This window comes from Sphingopyxis macrogoltabida (assembly GCF_001314325.1).
Lineage (GTDB): Bacteria > Pseudomonadota > Alphaproteobacteria > Sphingomonadales > Sphingomonadaceae > Sphingopyxis > Sphingopyxis macrogoltabida.
Window position 1 is genome coordinate 1,949,599 of record NZ_CP009429.1, and the last position, 15,443, is coordinate 1,965,041.

At 65.7% G+C, this 15,443-nt stretch carries 17 protein-coding genes; 4 read left to right on the forward strand and 13 right to left on the reverse strand.

Translation table 11 applies throughout. From position 1 onward, the window contains the following. Genes LH19_RS09755 through LH19_RS09770 form a run of 4 tightly spaced genes read right to left on the reverse strand, consistent with a single transcriptional unit; the run spans position 1 to position 4,961 of the window. Positions 1 to 2,043: a TonB-dependent receptor gene (locus LH19_RS09755; protein WP_054727440.1), complete on the reverse strand. Its 2,043-nt coding sequence runs from the start codon at positions 2,041 to 2,043 to the stop codon at positions 1 to 3. Then, positions 2,040 to 2,672 carry a maleylacetoacetate isomerase gene (gene maiA, locus LH19_RS09760; RefSeq protein ID WP_054727442.1) on the reverse strand — a complete coding sequence of 211 codons (633 nt, stop codon included), beginning with the start codon at positions 2,670 to 2,672 and terminating at the stop codon, positions 2,040 to 2,042. Before maiA ends, LH19_RS09755 begins: the two co-directional genes overlap by 4 nt. 49 nt (positions 2,673 to 2,721) lie before the next feature. Continuing rightward, positions 2,722 to 3,750, reverse strand: a complete 1,029-nt coding sequence (locus LH19_RS09765) for an SO2930 family diheme c-type cytochrome (protein ID WP_054727444.1) — start codon at positions 3,748 to 3,750, stop codon at positions 2,722 to 2,724. Continuing rightward, complete coding sequence (locus LH19_RS09770; protein WP_054727446.1) at positions 3,747 to 4,961, reverse strand: parallel beta-helix domain-containing protein; 1,215 nt, start codon at positions 4,959 to 4,961, stop codon at positions 3,747 to 3,749. The genes LH19_RS09765 and LH19_RS09770 overlap by 4 nt, the downstream gene beginning before the upstream one ends. 92 nt (positions 4,962 to 5,053) lie before the next feature. On the opposite strand from LH19_RS09770, the gene LH19_RS09775 reads away from it, so the two are divergent. After that, a complete protein-coding gene (locus tag LH19_RS09775; RefSeq protein ID WP_158514413.1) occupies positions 5,054 to 5,467 on the forward strand; it encodes a DUF2147 domain-containing protein in 414 nt (137 codons plus the stop codon). 107 nt (positions 5,468 to 5,574) lie between these two features. On the opposite strand, the gene LH19_RS09780 is transcribed toward LH19_RS09775, so the two are convergent. From LH19_RS09780 to LH19_RS09815, 8 genes are all read right to left on the reverse strand, one after another. Beyond that, positions 5,575 to 6,273 carry an aspartate/glutamate racemase family protein gene (locus tag LH19_RS09780; protein WP_054587968.1) on the reverse strand — a complete coding sequence of 233 codons (699 nt, stop codon included), beginning with the start codon at positions 6,271 to 6,273 and terminating at the stop codon, positions 5,575 to 5,577. A 111-nt stretch (positions 6,274 to 6,384) separates the two neighbouring features. After that, on the reverse strand, positions 6,385 to 7,890 hold the full coding sequence (locus LH19_RS09785; RefSeq protein ID WP_054727450.1) for an NAD(P)(+) transhydrogenase (Re/Si-specific) subunit beta: 1,506 nt from the start codon (positions 7,888 to 7,890) through the stop codon (positions 6,385 to 6,387). Between the two features lies 1 nt (position 7,891). Then, positions 7,892 to 8,173 carry a proton-translocating transhydrogenase family protein gene (locus LH19_RS09790; RefSeq protein ID WP_039573456.1) on the reverse strand — a complete coding sequence of 94 codons (282 nt, stop codon included), beginning with the start codon at positions 8,171 to 8,173 and terminating at the stop codon, positions 7,892 to 7,894. A gap of 159 nt (positions 8,174 to 8,332) precedes the next feature. After that, positions 8,333 to 8,917 (reverse strand): fasciclin domain-containing protein, encoded by a 585-nt coding sequence (locus LH19_RS09795; protein WP_054727452.1) that lies wholly within the window; start codon positions 8,915 to 8,917, stop codon positions 8,333 to 8,335. A 41-nt stretch (positions 8,918 to 8,958) separates the two neighbouring features. Further along, positions 8,959 to 9,687: a fasciclin domain-containing protein gene (locus tag LH19_RS09800; protein ID WP_054727454.1), complete on the reverse strand. Its 729-nt coding sequence runs from the start codon at positions 9,685 to 9,687 to the stop codon at positions 8,959 to 8,961. 103 nt (positions 9,688 to 9,790) lie between these two features. Then, complete coding sequence (locus tag LH19_RS09805; RefSeq protein WP_054727456.1) at positions 9,791 to 10,168, reverse strand: hypothetical protein; 378 nt, start codon at positions 10,166 to 10,168, stop codon at positions 9,791 to 9,793. Continuing rightward, positions 10,165 to 11,286 carry an NAD(P) transhydrogenase subunit alpha gene (locus LH19_RS09810; RefSeq protein ID WP_054727458.1) on the reverse strand — a complete coding sequence of 374 codons (1,122 nt, stop codon included), beginning with the start codon at positions 11,284 to 11,286 and terminating at the stop codon, positions 10,165 to 10,167. The genes LH19_RS09805 and LH19_RS09810 overlap by 4 nt, the downstream gene beginning before the upstream one ends. Positions 11,287 to 11,298: 12 nt before the next feature. After that, positions 11,299 to 11,421, reverse strand: a complete 123-nt coding sequence (locus tag LH19_RS09815) for an aa3-type cytochrome c oxidase subunit IV (protein ID WP_054587972.1) — start codon at positions 11,419 to 11,421, stop codon at positions 11,299 to 11,301. Positions 11,422 to 11,656: 235 nt separating this feature from the next. Between LH19_RS09815 and LH19_RS09820 the strand changes: the two genes are divergently transcribed. The 3 genes from LH19_RS09820 to LH19_RS09830 all read left to right on the forward strand — a co-directional run bounded on the left by LH19_RS09820 (position 11,657) and on the right by LH19_RS09830 (position 14,172). Then, entirely contained in the window at positions 11,657 to 13,093 is a 1,437-nt protein-coding gene (locus LH19_RS09820; RefSeq protein ID WP_054727460.1) for a sigma-54-dependent transcriptional regulator, read from the forward strand. An 87-nt stretch (positions 13,094 to 13,180) separates the two neighbouring features. Beyond that, positions 13,181 to 13,837 carry an SRPBCC family protein gene (locus tag LH19_RS09825; protein ID WP_082395558.1) on the forward strand — a complete coding sequence of 219 codons (657 nt, stop codon included), beginning with the start codon at positions 13,181 to 13,183 and terminating at the stop codon, positions 13,835 to 13,837. Further along, positions 13,834 to 14,172 carry an ArsR/SmtB family transcription factor gene (locus tag LH19_RS09830; RefSeq protein ID WP_234716127.1) on the forward strand — a complete coding sequence of 113 codons (339 nt, stop codon included), beginning with the start codon at positions 13,834 to 13,836 and terminating at the stop codon, positions 14,170 to 14,172. Before LH19_RS09825 ends, LH19_RS09830 begins: the two co-directional genes overlap by 4 nt. A gap of 132 nt (positions 14,173 to 14,304) precedes the next feature. Here LH19_RS09830 and folP read toward each other — a convergent pair whose 3' ends face one another. After that, on the reverse strand, positions 14,305 to 15,435 hold the full coding sequence (gene folP / locus LH19_RS09835; protein ID WP_054727462.1) for a dihydropteroate synthase: 1,131 nt from the start codon (positions 15,433 to 15,435) through the stop codon (positions 14,305 to 14,307). Between the last annotated feature and the right edge of the window lie 8 nt (positions 15,436 to 15,443).

Below are 15,443 nucleotides of genomic sequence, written 5' to 3' on the forward strand. Positions count from 1 at the left end.
TCAGAAATTCAGCCTTGCCCCGATCCAGAGGGTTCGCGGCGTGGCGCGTTCGACAATGCCCGCCGACGAGATCGCCGCGGGGACGAGTTCGTCGAAGATGTTCTCGCCGCGCGCTTCGATGCTGATTGCTTTGGCGAGCCGCCACGACAGGCCGGCATCAAGGGTCAGCGCGTCGCCGAGTTCAAGCAGCCCTAGGTCGTCCTCATTCTGCTTGCCGACATAGCGCAGTGTCGCGAAACCGCCGAAGGGGCCATCGCCGTTGCTGCGCAGCGACACGCTGCCGCCATGCTTGGCGATCTGCGCCGGGCGGCGTCCGTCGAGCGTCGCGGCGGCACCCGACGCATCGACCTTGGCATCGGTATAGGCGTAGGTCGCGCGCAGGGTGACCGGCCCGATGCCCTGTTCGGCGGCGAGTTCGATGCCCTTGCTGTCGATGGCATCGAGATTCTGGCGCTGGTTGAGATTGGGCGCCAGCGTCACATTGGCGATCGCGTTGGTGAGGTGGTTGGCGAACAAGGTCGCCGACAGCTTCGTCGCGCCGCCGCTCCAGTCGGCCCCGATCTCGCCGCCCCACAGCCGTTCGGGCTTCAGCGCTTCGTTCGCGGTCGTCACCTCGGCGCCGACGCGGAACGGGCGGTACAGCTCGTTGAGTGTCGGCAGACGCCAGCCGCGATAGCCCGCGGCGCGCAGCGAAAAGCCGTTCGACGTCCAGCGCAGCCCGGCGCGCCCGCTACCTTCCCAGCCCTGCCGCGCCGTGAAATCGAGGTCGGTGATCAGCGGTCCGGCGATATTGCGTTCGAGCCGGTAGCCGGCGCCGAGCCACCAGCGATCGACGCGGCCGCTCAAGGTCCAGAGCAGACCGTCGTCCGGGTCGCCCGATGTCCATTCGGCGAAGGCGCCGACGGTGTCGCTGCTGCCGCCGGCGATGCGGTGACGGCCGGGCACGCCATTGGTGAAGAAGAAATCTTCCTCGGTGCGGCCCGTCGTGCGGCGCCAGTCGGCGCCGACGCGCAGCGGGTTGGCGCCGCCGATCGCCGGGCGCAGTTCGAAGCGCGCGCCGATACCGGTCGCGGGCACCCGCTGGAACAGCGCCGGATTGACGCTGTTCCGTCCGGCGGCAACGCTCGCGAAACCGCTCTCGAAATCGCGGAGCTGGATATAGGTGAGCGCGAGCCACTGCGTCGCGCCCGCCGGATCATGAACGACGCGCAGGCTGGCATCGAGCCCGTCGACCTTGCTCTCGGTAAAGTCGGTGCCGCGGTCGCGCCGGTCGGCGAAGCCGCGCACGCTCGCCTCGATGCGGCTGTTGTCGCCGGCGTCGAAGCGCAGGCGCACGCCGAGCCCGCCCTGTTCGTAGGGCGCGGCACGGTCGACTGCGCCGCGTTGTCCGTTCGCAACGGGCACGAAGCCGTCGCCGCGGCTGTAGCGGCCGTCGATCGCGACCTGCCCGCTGCCGAGTTCGGTCCCCGCGCTCGCCGACGCATCGAAGCTGTCGCGGCTGCCATAAGCGGCGCTTGCGGTCACGCCGTCGGTCATTTCGGAATAGAGGCCGATCGTTCCCGCGAGCGCGCCGGGGCCGTCGGCGCCGCTGCCGCCGCCGCGGGTAATCGAAATGCCGCCCAGCCGGATCGCGTCATAGGCGCTCCATGCGACCCAGCCGCCGAAGGGGTCCGCCTGCGGCACGCCGTCGAGCGTGACCAGTGCGCGGCTCGATGCATTGCCGCCGAGACCCCGCAAGGTCACGCCCTGGCTTGTCGGATGCGCGCTGCGCCCGTCCGAGCGGCGAAACTGGACGATGCCAGCCTCGTCCCGAAGGCGGTTTTCGATACGCGCGCCGAGACCCGGATCGAGGTCGAGCAGGATCGCGGAGGCCTGGACCCGGTCGCTCTCCGGCGCCTGCAACATCCCGCTTCCGGTCACCACGATTTCCTCGGGCGGAACAAGCCGCGCCGGAATCCATATTTCGGTCTCATCGCGCTTATCCTGCGCCATCGCCGCCGCAGGCAACACGAGCACGGCGGTTCCGATCAGAAGGCGGATCATGCCGGCTTCACCGCGTCAGGATGCGCAGTTTTAAACGCGTCCAGCTCCATGCACGCCGCGTCGATCTCCACAAGCCGCGGGTAATCGTCCAGCGGCACCTCGAAACGCCGCGCGTTGTACATCTGCGGCACGAGACAGCAGTCGGCTATTCCCGGCGTCTCACCACCGAGATAGCGGCCGTCGCCCGCCATCGCTTCCAAGGCCTCGAAGCCCTGCGCGATCCATGTGGCGATCCAGCGGTCCTTGGTCTGCTCGTTAAGGCCGAGGTCCTTGGTCAGATATTTGAGCACACGCAAATTGTTGAGCGGGTGGATGTCGCTTGCGACCACCTGCGCCTGCGCCAGCGCGACGGCGCGCGGCATCGCATCTTCGGGGATCAGCCGCGGTTCGGGATGGCTGCGGTCGAGCCAGTCGATGATTGCCATGCTCTGGATCATCGGCTCGCCGTCGACGACGAGCATCGGGACGAAGCCCTGCGCATTCAGTTCGAGATAGGCGTCGCTGCGCTGCTCGCCCGCGATCAGGCTGACCTCGACGCGCTCATAGGCGAGCCCCTTGAGGTTCAGCGCGATGCGAACGCGGAAGCTGGCCGACGAGCGAAAATAATCGTGAAGGACAAGTTGGGTCATGGCGACAGCGCATACTATTTCCGGTGAACCGCGCAAGCTCGTCCGGCAGTCAGTTTTTCTTGTCCTCAGGCATATCGGCAATCCATTGCCGGAGCAGCGCCGCGCCTTCCTTGTGTACGGCGCCGCGGCCGAGTTCGGGCATCGCGATGCCGGGATCGAGGCTTTCGAGACGATAGATCAGGAAGCTGTGATCGGGATCGCCCGGTTTGATCGCGAATTCCATCCCGCCGCTGCCGCGTCCCGCCGCGGTCGGGCGTTTGCCGATGCCGTAATTGACGCCCGTCGGATCGTCGGTCCAGCGCAGGAACAGGCCGCTGTTCGACGCGCTGCCCTTCGGGTTGTGGCAATGTGCGCAATTGACGTCGAGATAGGCGCGCGCGCGCTCCGCGACGCTGCCGCTCTTCGAGTCGTCCCAGCGCGGCAGCGGCGCGATGCGGTTCGCGGGCCAAGTGAAACGGCCGCTCCGGAACGCTTGCCACTGCGGTGCGAAGACGAGGTTGCGCGCCTTGGGACCGATCGGGACGATCGCTCCCGCCTCGGCATGGCATTCCTTGCACTGGTTCTTGTTCGGCACGGCATAGCTGATCGACTGCGCCGTTCCGTCGGGCTCGGTAAAGCTTACCGGCACGCGCCGCCCGCCGATTGCCAGCGTCGCATCGCGCCCGTCGGCGTCCCACACGTAAGGAAGCGCGGTCCAGCCGTCCTTGCGGTGGATCAGCAGCCTTGTCTCGACCGGCTTGCCGCCGCCCTGCCCGCTCCACGAGAAACTCTTGATCAGCACCGTGCCGACCGGAAAGGCGACGGTGCCGTCGCCGCCGACTTCGGCCTTTGTCCCCGCGGGCAGCCAGATCGCGCGCGCCTTGTCGGCATAGTCGCTGAACAGCGGCGTGTGCAGTTCGTACGGCACGACGCCGGCCTGTAATGCAGCGCCGCCCGATACGAACAAGCCGAACTCCGACAGCTTGCGCGGCATCGTGTCGCCGTCGATCAGCGCCTGATCGGGACCCGCCACCGGAACCGCGGCGCCGCCGCTCGCACATAACAGCGCCGCAGCGAAGGCGGCGGCAAGGCGCTTCACTGGACCTTCGCCTCCATGCTCGCGGGCAGCTTGATGCCGGGCAGCGCGGCGGGCGCGCTGTCCTTGAGGTCGACGGGCGACGGCTTCGCCTCGCTCTGCGGCGTCTGGACATCGGGCAGGTTCAGCGACAGCACGCCGACGTCGTCGTTGACGATGGCATTGCCCGAGCCGTCCCACAGGATCGGCGGGATCGATCCGCCCATCGCCGCCGCCATCTCGGCACCGCCGGGAAAGCCGGGCGCGAAGCCGGCCCGGCCGTGCGCATTGTCGCGCACGAAGATCTGGCGCGGCAGCGGCTGGTATTTGTCGTCCTTGTACGGATAGCGATAGCCGACGATCATGATGTTGGCGGTGCCGTTATCCTCGAAAGCATTGTCGAAAATCTCGACATTATTGTTCGCCATCACCAGCACCCCGGTGCCGGTCGGGACGCTCGCGACGATATTGCCCTTCGGCGCGAAATTGGGCGTGCTGTTGTCCTTCACGATATTATCGAAGACGCGGACATTGTGCCCGCCCTGCATCGGCAGGCTCGGCAGGTCGAACACCAATATGCCGCCGGTGTTGCGCATCGCGATATTGTCGTGGACGTCGGCGTCGTAGCTGTTCTCGATCTCGATTCCCGCGACATTTTCGATCGCGAAGCTGTCGCGGACCACGATATTCTTCGACTGGCCGACATAGATGCCGGCGTCGGACGCGCCGCGGACGAAGACGCTGTCGATCAGCACGTCGGTGCTTTCGACCGGGTAGATGCCGTAGGCGCCGTTGGTTTCCTTCGGCCCGGCGGTCCATTCGACGCGGAGTTCGTGATAGACGATGCGGTCGGCGCCTTTCGACTTGATCCCGTCGCCCTTGGTGTTCAGCACCGCGAAGTTGGTGAGCAGCACGTCGTCCGAGGTGACGAGCAGCCCTTCGCCCGCGCCCTGCTGGTCCGAAAAGTCGAGGATCGATCCATTGGCGTCGGTCCCGGCGCCGCGGATGGTGACATTGGCGACGTCGAGCGACAGCCCGTCGGTGAGCTTCCACGTTCCCGCGCCCAGTTCGACGACGTCGCCCGATACCGCCATGATCAGCGCCTCTTGCAGCTTTTCATTGGCGTCGGGCGTATCTGCACTGACGCTGATCGTTTTGGCCGACGCCGGCGCCGCAACAAGCGCGGCGGCGGCGAAGGTCAGACAAGCCGTTCGCGACAGGCCATGGATTCGCATAAGTCTCTCCCTGTTTCTTTCGAAACATGCGGCAAGACTTGACGGAAGCCAAGCCTGTTGCTGACATGCCTGTAACAACAGGAGAGGTCGCAATGTTCCACAGATATGCCTTGGCGCTTGGCGCCTTTATTGCCGTGCCAACAATGGCCGCCGCACCCGCCTCGATCAGCGGGCGCTGGAAGACCGACGACGGCAAGGGGATCGTCGCGATGGCGCCATGCGGTGCCAAGATGTGCGGCCGGATCGAACGATTGCTGATCAAGGAACCCGCGGGCGGCCAGCGCGACGAGCGCAACCCCGACAAGCAGAAGCGCGACCGCAAGGTTGCCGGGCTGCAGATTTACTGGGATCTCGTCCCGGCCGGCGACGGCTGGAAAGGTGAAGGCTATAGCCCCGAGGACGGCCGCTATTACAAGGCGCACCTGCGCGTGAAGGGCAACAAGATGACGATGAAGGGCTGTGTTTCGGTGTTCTGCCGCACCGTGACATGGACGCGGCTGGGGTGATTCACCCGATTCCGTTCGCATCGAGCGAAGTCGAGATGCCCATCGTCGGCGCTTTCCCTTCGAGGTGTCTCGACTTCGCTCGACACGAGCGGGATTTTTAGGCTGGCTTAAGAACCCTCGCCCAGAATCCAGTCGACGCCCGCCGCGACGTGGATGCGCGTCGTGTCGTAGATCGGCAGGACGTTGGCGTCGGGATCGACGAGCATCACCAGTTCGGTGCTCGCGAGGACCAGCGCCTGAATGTCCTGCTTGGCGATATCGGTGATGAAGGTCTTCATCGTCCGGCGCGATTCCTCGAGCACCTTGCCCTGCATGAGCTGGTCGTAAATGATATTGTCGATCGCCTCGGCGCGCGTCGCGTCATAGGGCGCGAGCGTCAGGCCGTGGCGGACGAGCCGCTGGCGGAACCACGCCTCGGTCATCACATTGCGCGTGCCGATCACCGCCGCGGCCTTGATGCCGTCGGCCTTCATCTTCTCGCCCGTCTCGTCGACGATATGAATGAGCGGGATCGAAATCGCCGCCGCGACGTCCTCGGCGACCCTGTGCATCGAATTGGCGGCGATCATCAGCGCGGTCGCCCCCGCCGCTTCGAGCCGCTGCGCCGAGGCGATCAGCACATCCTTCGCATGCGCCCATTGCTCGGGGGTCGTCAGCCGCGACAGCTCGCAATAGTTGAGGCTTTCGAGAATGATCGGCGCCGAACAGGCCGTCCCCAGGCGCTTCTGCACCCCCTTGTTAAGATGGCGGTAATAAAGCTCGGTCGATGCCCAGCTGATTCCCCCGATCAGGCCGATTTTACGCAAATTCATTCTCCGGATAACAACAGGACCGGGCCCTCGGGGACCCGGTCCATGTCATGGCTAGATAAAGAACCGCCGCCGGGCAAGCCGCAGGCGGTTATTTGAGACGAAGCGTCAGTGCCCGCCGCCGTTCAGCGCCTTGACGATGTCGTCGGTCATCTTCTTGGCGTCGCCGAGCAGCATCATCGTCTGGTCCATATAGAAGACGTCGTTGTCGACGCCGGCATAGCCGACCCCGCCCATCGAACGCTTCACGAAGAGCACGGTCTTCGCCTTTTCGACGTCGAGCACGGGCATGCCATAGATCGGCGACGACTTGTCCGTCTTGGCCGACGGGTTGGTCACGTCGTTGGCGCCGATGACGAAGGCGACGTCGCATTGCGCAAATTCGCCGTTGATGTCCTCGAGCTCGAACACCTCGTCATAGGGGACGTTCGCTTCGGCGAGCAGCACGTTCATATGGCCGGGCATACGTCCCGCGACCGGGTGGATGGCATATTTGACGTTGACGCCTTCCTTCTTGAGCAGGTCGCCCATTTCGCGCAGCGCGTGCTGCGCCTGCGCGACCGCCATGCCGTAACCGGGGACGATGATGACATTTTCGGCCTGGCTCATCAGGAAGGCGGCGTCGTCGGCGCTGCCCGGTTTCCACGGGCGCTGTTCCTTCGTACCGCCCGCACCGCCGCCCGAATCGTCGGCGCCGAAGCCGCCGGCGATGACGCTGATGAAGCTGCGGTTCATCGCGCGGCACATGATGTACGACAGGATCGCACCCGACGAGCCGACGAGCGCGCCGGTGATGATCATCGCGGTGTTGCCGAGCGTGAAGCCCATCGCCGCCGCGGCCCAGCCCGAATAGCTGTTCAGCATCGACACGACGACCGGCATGTCGGCGCCGCCGATCGGGATGATCAGCAGGAAACCGATGACGAAGCTGAGCCCGGTCACGGTCCAGAACACCCACGGGCTTTGGTCAACGGTGAAATAGGCGACCAGCCCGATGATCGCGGCAAGCGTGCCGAGATTGATGATGTGCCGGCCCGGCAGCATGATCGGCGAACCCGACATATTGCCGTTGAGCTTGAGGAAAGCGATGACCGATCCCGAGAAGGTGATCGCGCCGATCGCGATGCCGAGGCCCATCTCGATGCGGCTGACGGTGTGGATCTGTCCCGCCGCATCGGCGATGCCGAAGGCGAGCGGATTGAGATAGGCGGCGGCGGCAACCGCCACCGCAGCAAGGCCGACAAGGCTGTGGAACGCCGCGACGAGCTGCGGCATCGCGGTCATCGCGATCTTGCGCGCCATGACGATACCGATCACCGCCCCGATACCGATCGCGGCGAGGATTTCGGCCAAGGCGACGGGATCGATGCCGACATAGCTGTTCATGGCATCGCCGACCTTCATCGGCATATGCGTCAGCAAGGTGGTGACGACCGCGATCGTCATTCCGATCATGCCGAAACGGTTGCCACTCTGCGCCGTCGCCGGCGACGAAAGCCCGCGCAGCGAGAGGATGAAGAGGACGCCGGCGACCAGATAGGCGACGGCCGCCCACGGGTTGACGGCAAGGCCATGGCCGCCGGTCGCGGCGGAAAGGATCGACTGGATGTCCATCTCAGCGCTCCTTCTTCTTGTACATCGCGAGCATGCGCGCGGTGACCGCGAAACCGCCGAAGATGTTGATGCTCGCCATCACCACCGCGGCCAGCCCCAGCCACTTCGACGAGGCCGAACCCGCCGCGGCGCTGGCGATCAGCGCGCCGACGATGATCACCGACGAAATGGCATTGGTGACGCTCATCAGCGGCGTGTGCAGCGCCGGGGTCACCGACCAGACAACGAAATAGCCGACGAAACACGCCAGCACGAAAATCGAAAAAATCGCAATGAAATCCACGGCGCGCTCCCCTGCTGATTCCGCGTGGCGCACCTCTTGCCGTGGCGATGCAGGCGTGTCGACTCCTAAGCGGTCTAAAAAACGCGCTTCAGCTCCCAAAAAAGCAGGAAATGTCTGGAATTCACGACATAAAATGTCGCAGTGCAACAAAGTTGCGCGTCACATCGCCGGAAGCAGCACCGCATCGATGACATGGACCACGCCGTTGGCCTGCTGAATGTCGGGTGCCGTCACCGTCGCCCGGTTGCCGCTGGCGCTGGTAAGCAGGATCGCCTTGCCGCTGAGGCTGGCGGTCAGTTCCTCGCCGCTGGCCGTCTTGAGCAAGGTCTTGCCGCCATCCGCCGCAATCTTCGCCGACAGGTCGGCGACGGTCAGCTTGCCCGGCACGATATGATATTGAAGGATGCCGGTAAGCACTTGTTTCTGCGCCGGCAGCATCCAGCCGTCGCGCGTCGTTGGCGGCACCTGGATGAAAGCGTCGTCGGTCGGCGCGAAGAGCGTGAAGGGGCCGGTGCCCGACAAGGTTGCCGCAAGCCCGGCCTGTTGCAACACGGTGGCGAGCATCCTGTGCGTCGGCGATGCCGCGACCGCGTCGGCGATGGTGCCGTTCGGGTCGGCCGCAACGGTCGCGGCGATCTGGCTCGCGACGCTCTGCTTTTCGGTGGGTGCGGGGTCGGATTTGCTGCTGCAACCCGCCAGGCCGAGGCCTGCGGCGATCAGCGCCGTTGCAAAATGGCTCTTCATGCGAAGCGCCCCTAAGCCCGGCGGGTTACAGTTTTGTTGCGTCAGTTCGCAGGGTCGGTTGCCGGAGCAGCTTCGTCCGCCGGAGCAGGCTCGGCCGTCGCCGGTGCAGCGTCAGTTGCCGGTGCGGCCGGAGCCGCGCCGGTCGCGGGCGCGGCCGGTGCCGCGGCGGGCTCTGCTGCCTTCAGCGTCGGCATCAGCACGCCGTTGAGGACGTGGATGACGCCGTTCGACTGGGTGACGTCGGCCTGGGTGACATAGCCCGAGCTGCCCTGCGTGCCGTCGACCTTGATGTTGCCCTGCACCTCGGTGAAGGTCAGCGGCTCGCCTTCGACCGTGGTCAGCGTGGTCTTACCACCGCCGGCCTTGATCTTCGCATAAAGGTCGGTCGAGGTGATCGTCCCGGGGACGACGTGATATTTGAGCACCTGCGCCAGATGATCCTTGTTGACCGGATCCATCAGATAGGCGGTCATCGGCTGCGGCACCGCGGCAAAGGCCTGATCGGTCGGCGCGAAAACGGTGAAGGGGCCGGCGGCGCTCAGCGTGTCGGCGAGGCCGGCGGCGGTGATCGCCTGCACCAGCGTCTTGTGTTCGGGCGAACTCGTCGCATTCTGGACGATGTTCCAGCCGTCCTGCATGGCGCCGGCAGCGGCATCGGCTTCGGCAGCGGTCTCTTCGCCTTCATCGGCCCGCGCATAAGAAGCGGGCACGGTCATCGCGGCGGCAGTCAGGGCAAAAAGCGGAAAAGCGAAAAACTTCGCACGCAGCATCAATCATTCTCCGGTTGTTGAAACGTCAGGGTGTTCAAACCCTGAACGCACTTTACCCCCGGAAAGTTTCATGAAAAGGCCAAAAACGTGCGAAATCCGCGCCTCAATCGGCACGCCGAGCGATTCGGTCCGCCACGCGCGCGACTAGATCTGCGGCGCATTCCGGGATGTCATCGACGCATCTGCTGTCCAAACGCGCGATCAGCGGAGCATCGAACGAAGGCCCGGCACGAAGGCTGATACGGTAAGAAAAATGGTCGCTATCGGATGTGAGCGGGTGAACATTGGTCTCGGCGTAAAGCGTGAAGGAGACGCCGACGTCACCGGCCACCGCTTCCCGAATGCGTCCGTCACGCGCAATCGCCCGTTCAATTTCTCCATAGAAACGCAGGCTCAGTCCGTCGTCTCCTGTCCGCCAAAATGCGACCGGAACGGGAGCAACCGCGCTGGCCACCATCAGCGAAAGCGAAAGCAGGATCACCCCAGCAGTCGCTCGTTCACGACCTTGCCGCCCTGCGTCAGCCGCACGGCGTTGCCGATTTCCTCGTCGAGCACGGGCTTGCCGGCTTCCTTGTCCCAGAAGGCGGAGAGGAAGTTGAACAGGTTGCGGCTGAACAGCGCGCTGGTGTCGGCGGGCATTAATGCGGCGATATTCTGCGCGCCGATCACGGTCACGCCGTGGATGCGCTTCGCCTCGCCGGCGACCGCGCCCTCGACATTGCCGCCGCTTTCGGCCGCCATGTCGACGATGACGCTGCCCGCGCGCATCGTCGCGAGCTGCGCGTCGCTGATCAGCCGCGGTGCGGGGCGCCCCGGGATCAGCGCGGTGGTGATCACGATATCCTGCTTGGCGATGTGCGACGACACGAGCTCGGCCTGTGCCGCCTTATATTCGTCGGACATTTCGGTGGCATAGCCGCCCGCGCCCTCGCCCTCGATCCCCGCGACCGTCTCGACGAAGATCGGCTTGGCGCCGAGGCTGAGAATCTGTTCCTTGGTCGCGGCGCGCACGTCGGTCGCGCTGACCTGGGCGCCGAGGCGGCGTGCGGTCGCGATCGCCTGAAGGCCCGCGACGCCGACGCCCATCACGAACGCCTTGGCGGCGCTGACGGTCCCGGCAGCGGTCATCATCATCGGAAAGGCGCGGCCATAGGCGTTCGCCGCCATCAGCACCGCCTTGTAACCCGCGAGGTTCGCCTGGCTGGACAGGATGTCCATCGACTGCGCGCGCGTGATGCGCGGCATGAATTCCATCGCCAGCGCTTCGAGACCGAGCTTGGCATAGTCGTCGACGCGCGCACGCTCGCCGAACGGGTTGAGGCCGGCAGCGAGCCAGGCACCGTCGGCGAAGCCCTTGAGCCCCTTCGGGTCGGGGCCCTGGATGGCGAGGATGATGTTCGCGCCCTTCAGCGCATCGGCGCGGCTGCCGACGCTCGCGCCCGCGGCGCCATAGTCGGCGTCGGCGATCGAAGCGGCTTCGCCCGCCCCGGACTCGACCGCAACTTCAGCGCCCAATCCGATGAATTTCTTCACGGTTTCGGGTGTTGCAGCGACGCGGGTCTCGCCAGCGGCGAGTTCCTTCAGCACAGCGATGCGCATGGCGGACGCCGATCAGGAAGCGATGAGAAGGACGACGAAAACGGTGACGATCGCAGTGATGATCGATCCGATTTTCAGCAGGCTGAGGAACCCCGTGTAGGTTTCTTCCGCTGCCTTCATTTCCTGCTGTGCCATCGCTGTTCCCCTTAGCCAGTTTCCGCTTCGACGCGCGCACGTACGCCGCAGAATCGGATTTCGCGCCGGTCTTAGCCACGCTGTCCGATATGCTCAAGTAGGGGTTTGGCGGAAAATCGCGCCGCAAGCCAAAAGCAAAGTGGCCTTAATCGCCCTTTTACCCCTATCGGTTAAAGGGGTTCGCTACGGCGGAACAATGGCATAACGTGCCGATAAAGGGGCAGATTCGAAGGCGATGGCAAGTACGCGCGACACGCGAATGGTGATGATCGTCGACAGCGAGCCTGCCCAGCAGCGCTTTCTGGCGGCACTCGTCTCGCGCGGCGGCTGGCGCAGCGTCGTCGCCGCCGATACCGACACCGCGCTCGCCAAACTGGGCACGCAGGAGGGCATGGCGCTCGACGCGGTGATCGTCGACCAGGGCATCTCCGGGCTGTCGATCCCCGAATTCGTTGCCGAACTGCGCCGCTGGCGCCCCGCGCTGCCGCTGATCGTCATCACGATGCGCAACGGGGTCGAGGTCGCGGTCGGCGCGATGCGCGCCGGGGCGAGCGATTTCGTCCAGAAACCCATCGCCCCCGACCGCCTGCTCAGCGCGCTCGATCGCATCGTTTCGACGAGCGGCCCGCAGGGCGAACTCCGCCCGCTCACCGAAAAATTGCGCGCCCCGCTCGCTTTCGAGGAAATCATCGGGTCGAGCCCCAATTTCCGCAGCGCGCTGGCCATTGCCGCCAAGGCGGCGCGGGCGCGCGTACCGGTGATGATCAACGGCCGCCCCGGCACCGGCAAGGAAGTTTTCGCCCGCGCGATCCACAGCGCCAGCCCGCGCGCCCGCGGCGCGCTGGTGATGGTCGATTGCTCGGCGGTGTCGCCGGGCCTGATCGGATCGGGACTGTTCGGCCACGAACGCGGCGCCTTCCCCGGCGCCTTCGACCGCCAGGTCGGCCGGCTGGTGCAGGCCGATGCCGGCAGCATCATCATCGACCATGTCGAATGCATCCCGCTGGAGACGCAAGCGAAGCTCGTCGAATTCCTCAACACCGGCGAAGTCCAGATGATCGGCGGCAGCATCCGCCAGAGCGTCGACGTCCGCATCATCGCGACCAGCGCCAGCCCGCTCGACAAGCTGATCGAGGCGGGGCATTTCCGCGAAGACCTGTTCTACGCGCTGTCGTCCGCGCAATTCACCCTGCCCTCGCTCAGCGAACGCCGCGGCGACGTCGGCCCGCTGGCGCGGCATTTGCTGCAGCGGATCAGCAGCTTGCCGGGGATGGGCACGATCGGAGTTACCGACGACGCGCTGCGCCTGCTCGCCGCCTATGCCTGGCCGGGCAATGTCCGCCAGCTTCAGGACGTGCTGTTCCGCGCCGCGGTCGAAAGCAAGACCGACGTCCTTACCAGCGCCGATTTCAAGGCGATCGAGGCGACGCTCGGCGGCAGCGGCGGCGTGACGAGCGACGGCAATGTCGCGATCAACGGCGAAGCGATCGGGGTCACCCTGTACCTGCCCGACGGCAACCTCCGCCCGCTCGAAGAGATCGAGGCCGACGTCATCCGCCTTGCCATCGGCCATTATCGCGGCCGGATGAGCGAAGTGGCGCGGCGGCTCGGCATCGGCCGCTCGACGCTGTACCGCAAGCTCGCCGATCTGGGGATCGACACCGCGGCCTGACCCGCTGCGGGCTCCGCCCGGCCGATCGCGCTTGATATATAAGTTTGTACTTATATAAATGCCCCGGCACCAACCGGGAGAATCATCATGTCGTTCGATACCGCCGCCCAGGCCGCCATGGTCGTCCGCAAGGTCGAGGATGTGACGCACGCGGGCGAGCCCTGCCGCGCCGTCGTCGCGTCGCGCGACTATGCCACCGGCATCGACGATCTGTGGAACGCGATCACCGACAAGGAACGCATCCCGCGCTGGTTCGCGCCGGTCGAAGGCAACCTTTCCCTTGGCGGCAGATATCAGATCAAGGGCAATGCCGGCGGCACCGTCACCGCATGCACGCCGCCGCGCAATTTTGCGCTGACGTGGGAGTTCGGCGGCGGGACGAGCTGGGTCGAGGTCGAACTGGCCGAAACCGGCGACGACAGCACGCGCCTGACCCTGCGCCATATCGCCCCGCTCGACGACAAGTCCGAGGAGTTCTGGGACAAATTCGGCCCCGGCGCCGTCGGCGTCGGCTGGGACCTGTCGCTACTCGGCCTCGCCTGGCACCTCGAAACCGGCGCGGCGGTGCAGGAGCGTTTTGCCGAGGATAGCTGGCCGCTGAGTGACGAAGGCCGGGCTTTTGCGACGTCGAGCAGCGATTCATGGACCGCCGCCTCGATCGCCTATGGCACCGCTGCGGATGCCGCGAGCCGCGCAGGCGCCAGCACGACCGCCTTCTATACCGGCGCCGCCGCGCCCGAATGATGCACGCCTTCGATATCCTCGGCGATCCGGTCCGCCGCCGTATCCTCGAACTGCTTGCGGACGGCACGCAGGCGTCGGGCGCGATCGTCGAGGTGATCGCCGCCGAATTTTCGATTTCGCAGCCTGCGGTGTCGCAGCACCTGCGTATATTGCGCGACACCGGCTTCGCGACGTCGCGCGCCGAAGGACGGCGGCGGCTCTATGCGGTCGCACCGGAGCGCTTCGACGAGGTCGATGCATGGATGCAGCGTTTCCGCCGCACATGGGAACCGCGCTTCGAAGCACTGGCGACCGAAGTGGCGCGCGGCAAGAAAGCGCGGCGGGAAAGAGGCTAGGCCTTCTTTGCCGCAGTAGAAGCTCACACTTTCAATTCCGTCATCCCGGCGAAAGCCGGGATCTCGCCGGTGCGCTATGACGTTAAGGTGAGATCCCGGCCTTCGCCGGGATGACCGTTCAATTTGGGAGAGCTAGGCGGTCAGCGCCGCATCGCGCAGCCCGCGCCAGACGCGCAGCGCCTGCTGGTTTTCGGCAACATCGTGAATACGGAGCATCTGCGCGCCCTGCGATGCCGCCTGATAATGCAGCGCCACCGTCCCGCCGAGCCGCTGGTCGGCGGGCGCTTCATTGTCGAGCGCGCCGATCATCCGCTTGCGGCTGGCCCCGAACAGGATCGGGCAACCCAATGTATGGAACAGCGCGAGGCCGTTGATGAGCGCCAGATTGTCGGCAATCCCCTTGCCGAAACCCAGCCCCGGATCGACGATGATCCTCGCCGGATCGATCCCCGCCGCGACGCACGCCGCAATGCGATCGGCGAGCATGTCGTACACCTCGAACAGCACATGGTCATAACCACCGCCCGCATGCGGATCGCTCTTGGCGGCCGGGGCGTGCATCAGCACGACCGGGCAGCGGGCGCGGACGACGACCTCCATCGCGCGATCGTCGTAACGCAGCGCCGAAATATCGTTGACGATTCCCGCCCCCGCCGCGAGCGCGGCCTCCATCACCGCGGCCTTGCGCGTGTCGATCGATACCGCGACGCCGCCTTTCGCCAGCCCCGCGACGACGCCCTCGACCCGCTGAATCTCGTCGCCTTCCCAGACGAGCGGCGCGCCGGGCCGGGTCGATTCGCCGCCGACGTCGATGATCGCCGCGCCGGCCGACGCCATCGCGAAACCCGCATCGATCGCCGCGGGGGTGTCGACATGCTTGCCGCCGTCGGAAAAGCTGTCGGGCGTGACATTCAATATGCCCATCAACTGCGGTTCGTTCAGCCGGATCGTTCGCTCGCCGAGTTGGAGCGCGCCGCGCGGACGCACGGTCGCGGCGCGCTGCGTGGTAGCCGCCCGCGCGAGTGTATCGGGCATCGCGGCGATCCAGTCGTCGAATTCGGCGACGGTCACGATGGCCGATTTCACCACGCCATCGTCGCGCAGGCTGACCTGCCAAGCCGCAAACCAGACCATCGTGTCGGCAATCCGCAGACAGCCGTCGTCCAGTTCGTGCGGCCGGTCGACGAAACAGGCGGGGCGGCAATAGATTTGCGCCTCCGCCGAGGCGCTGCCGAGGGCGGGTTTGGTGAGTGGTTGGAACATGCCTATCC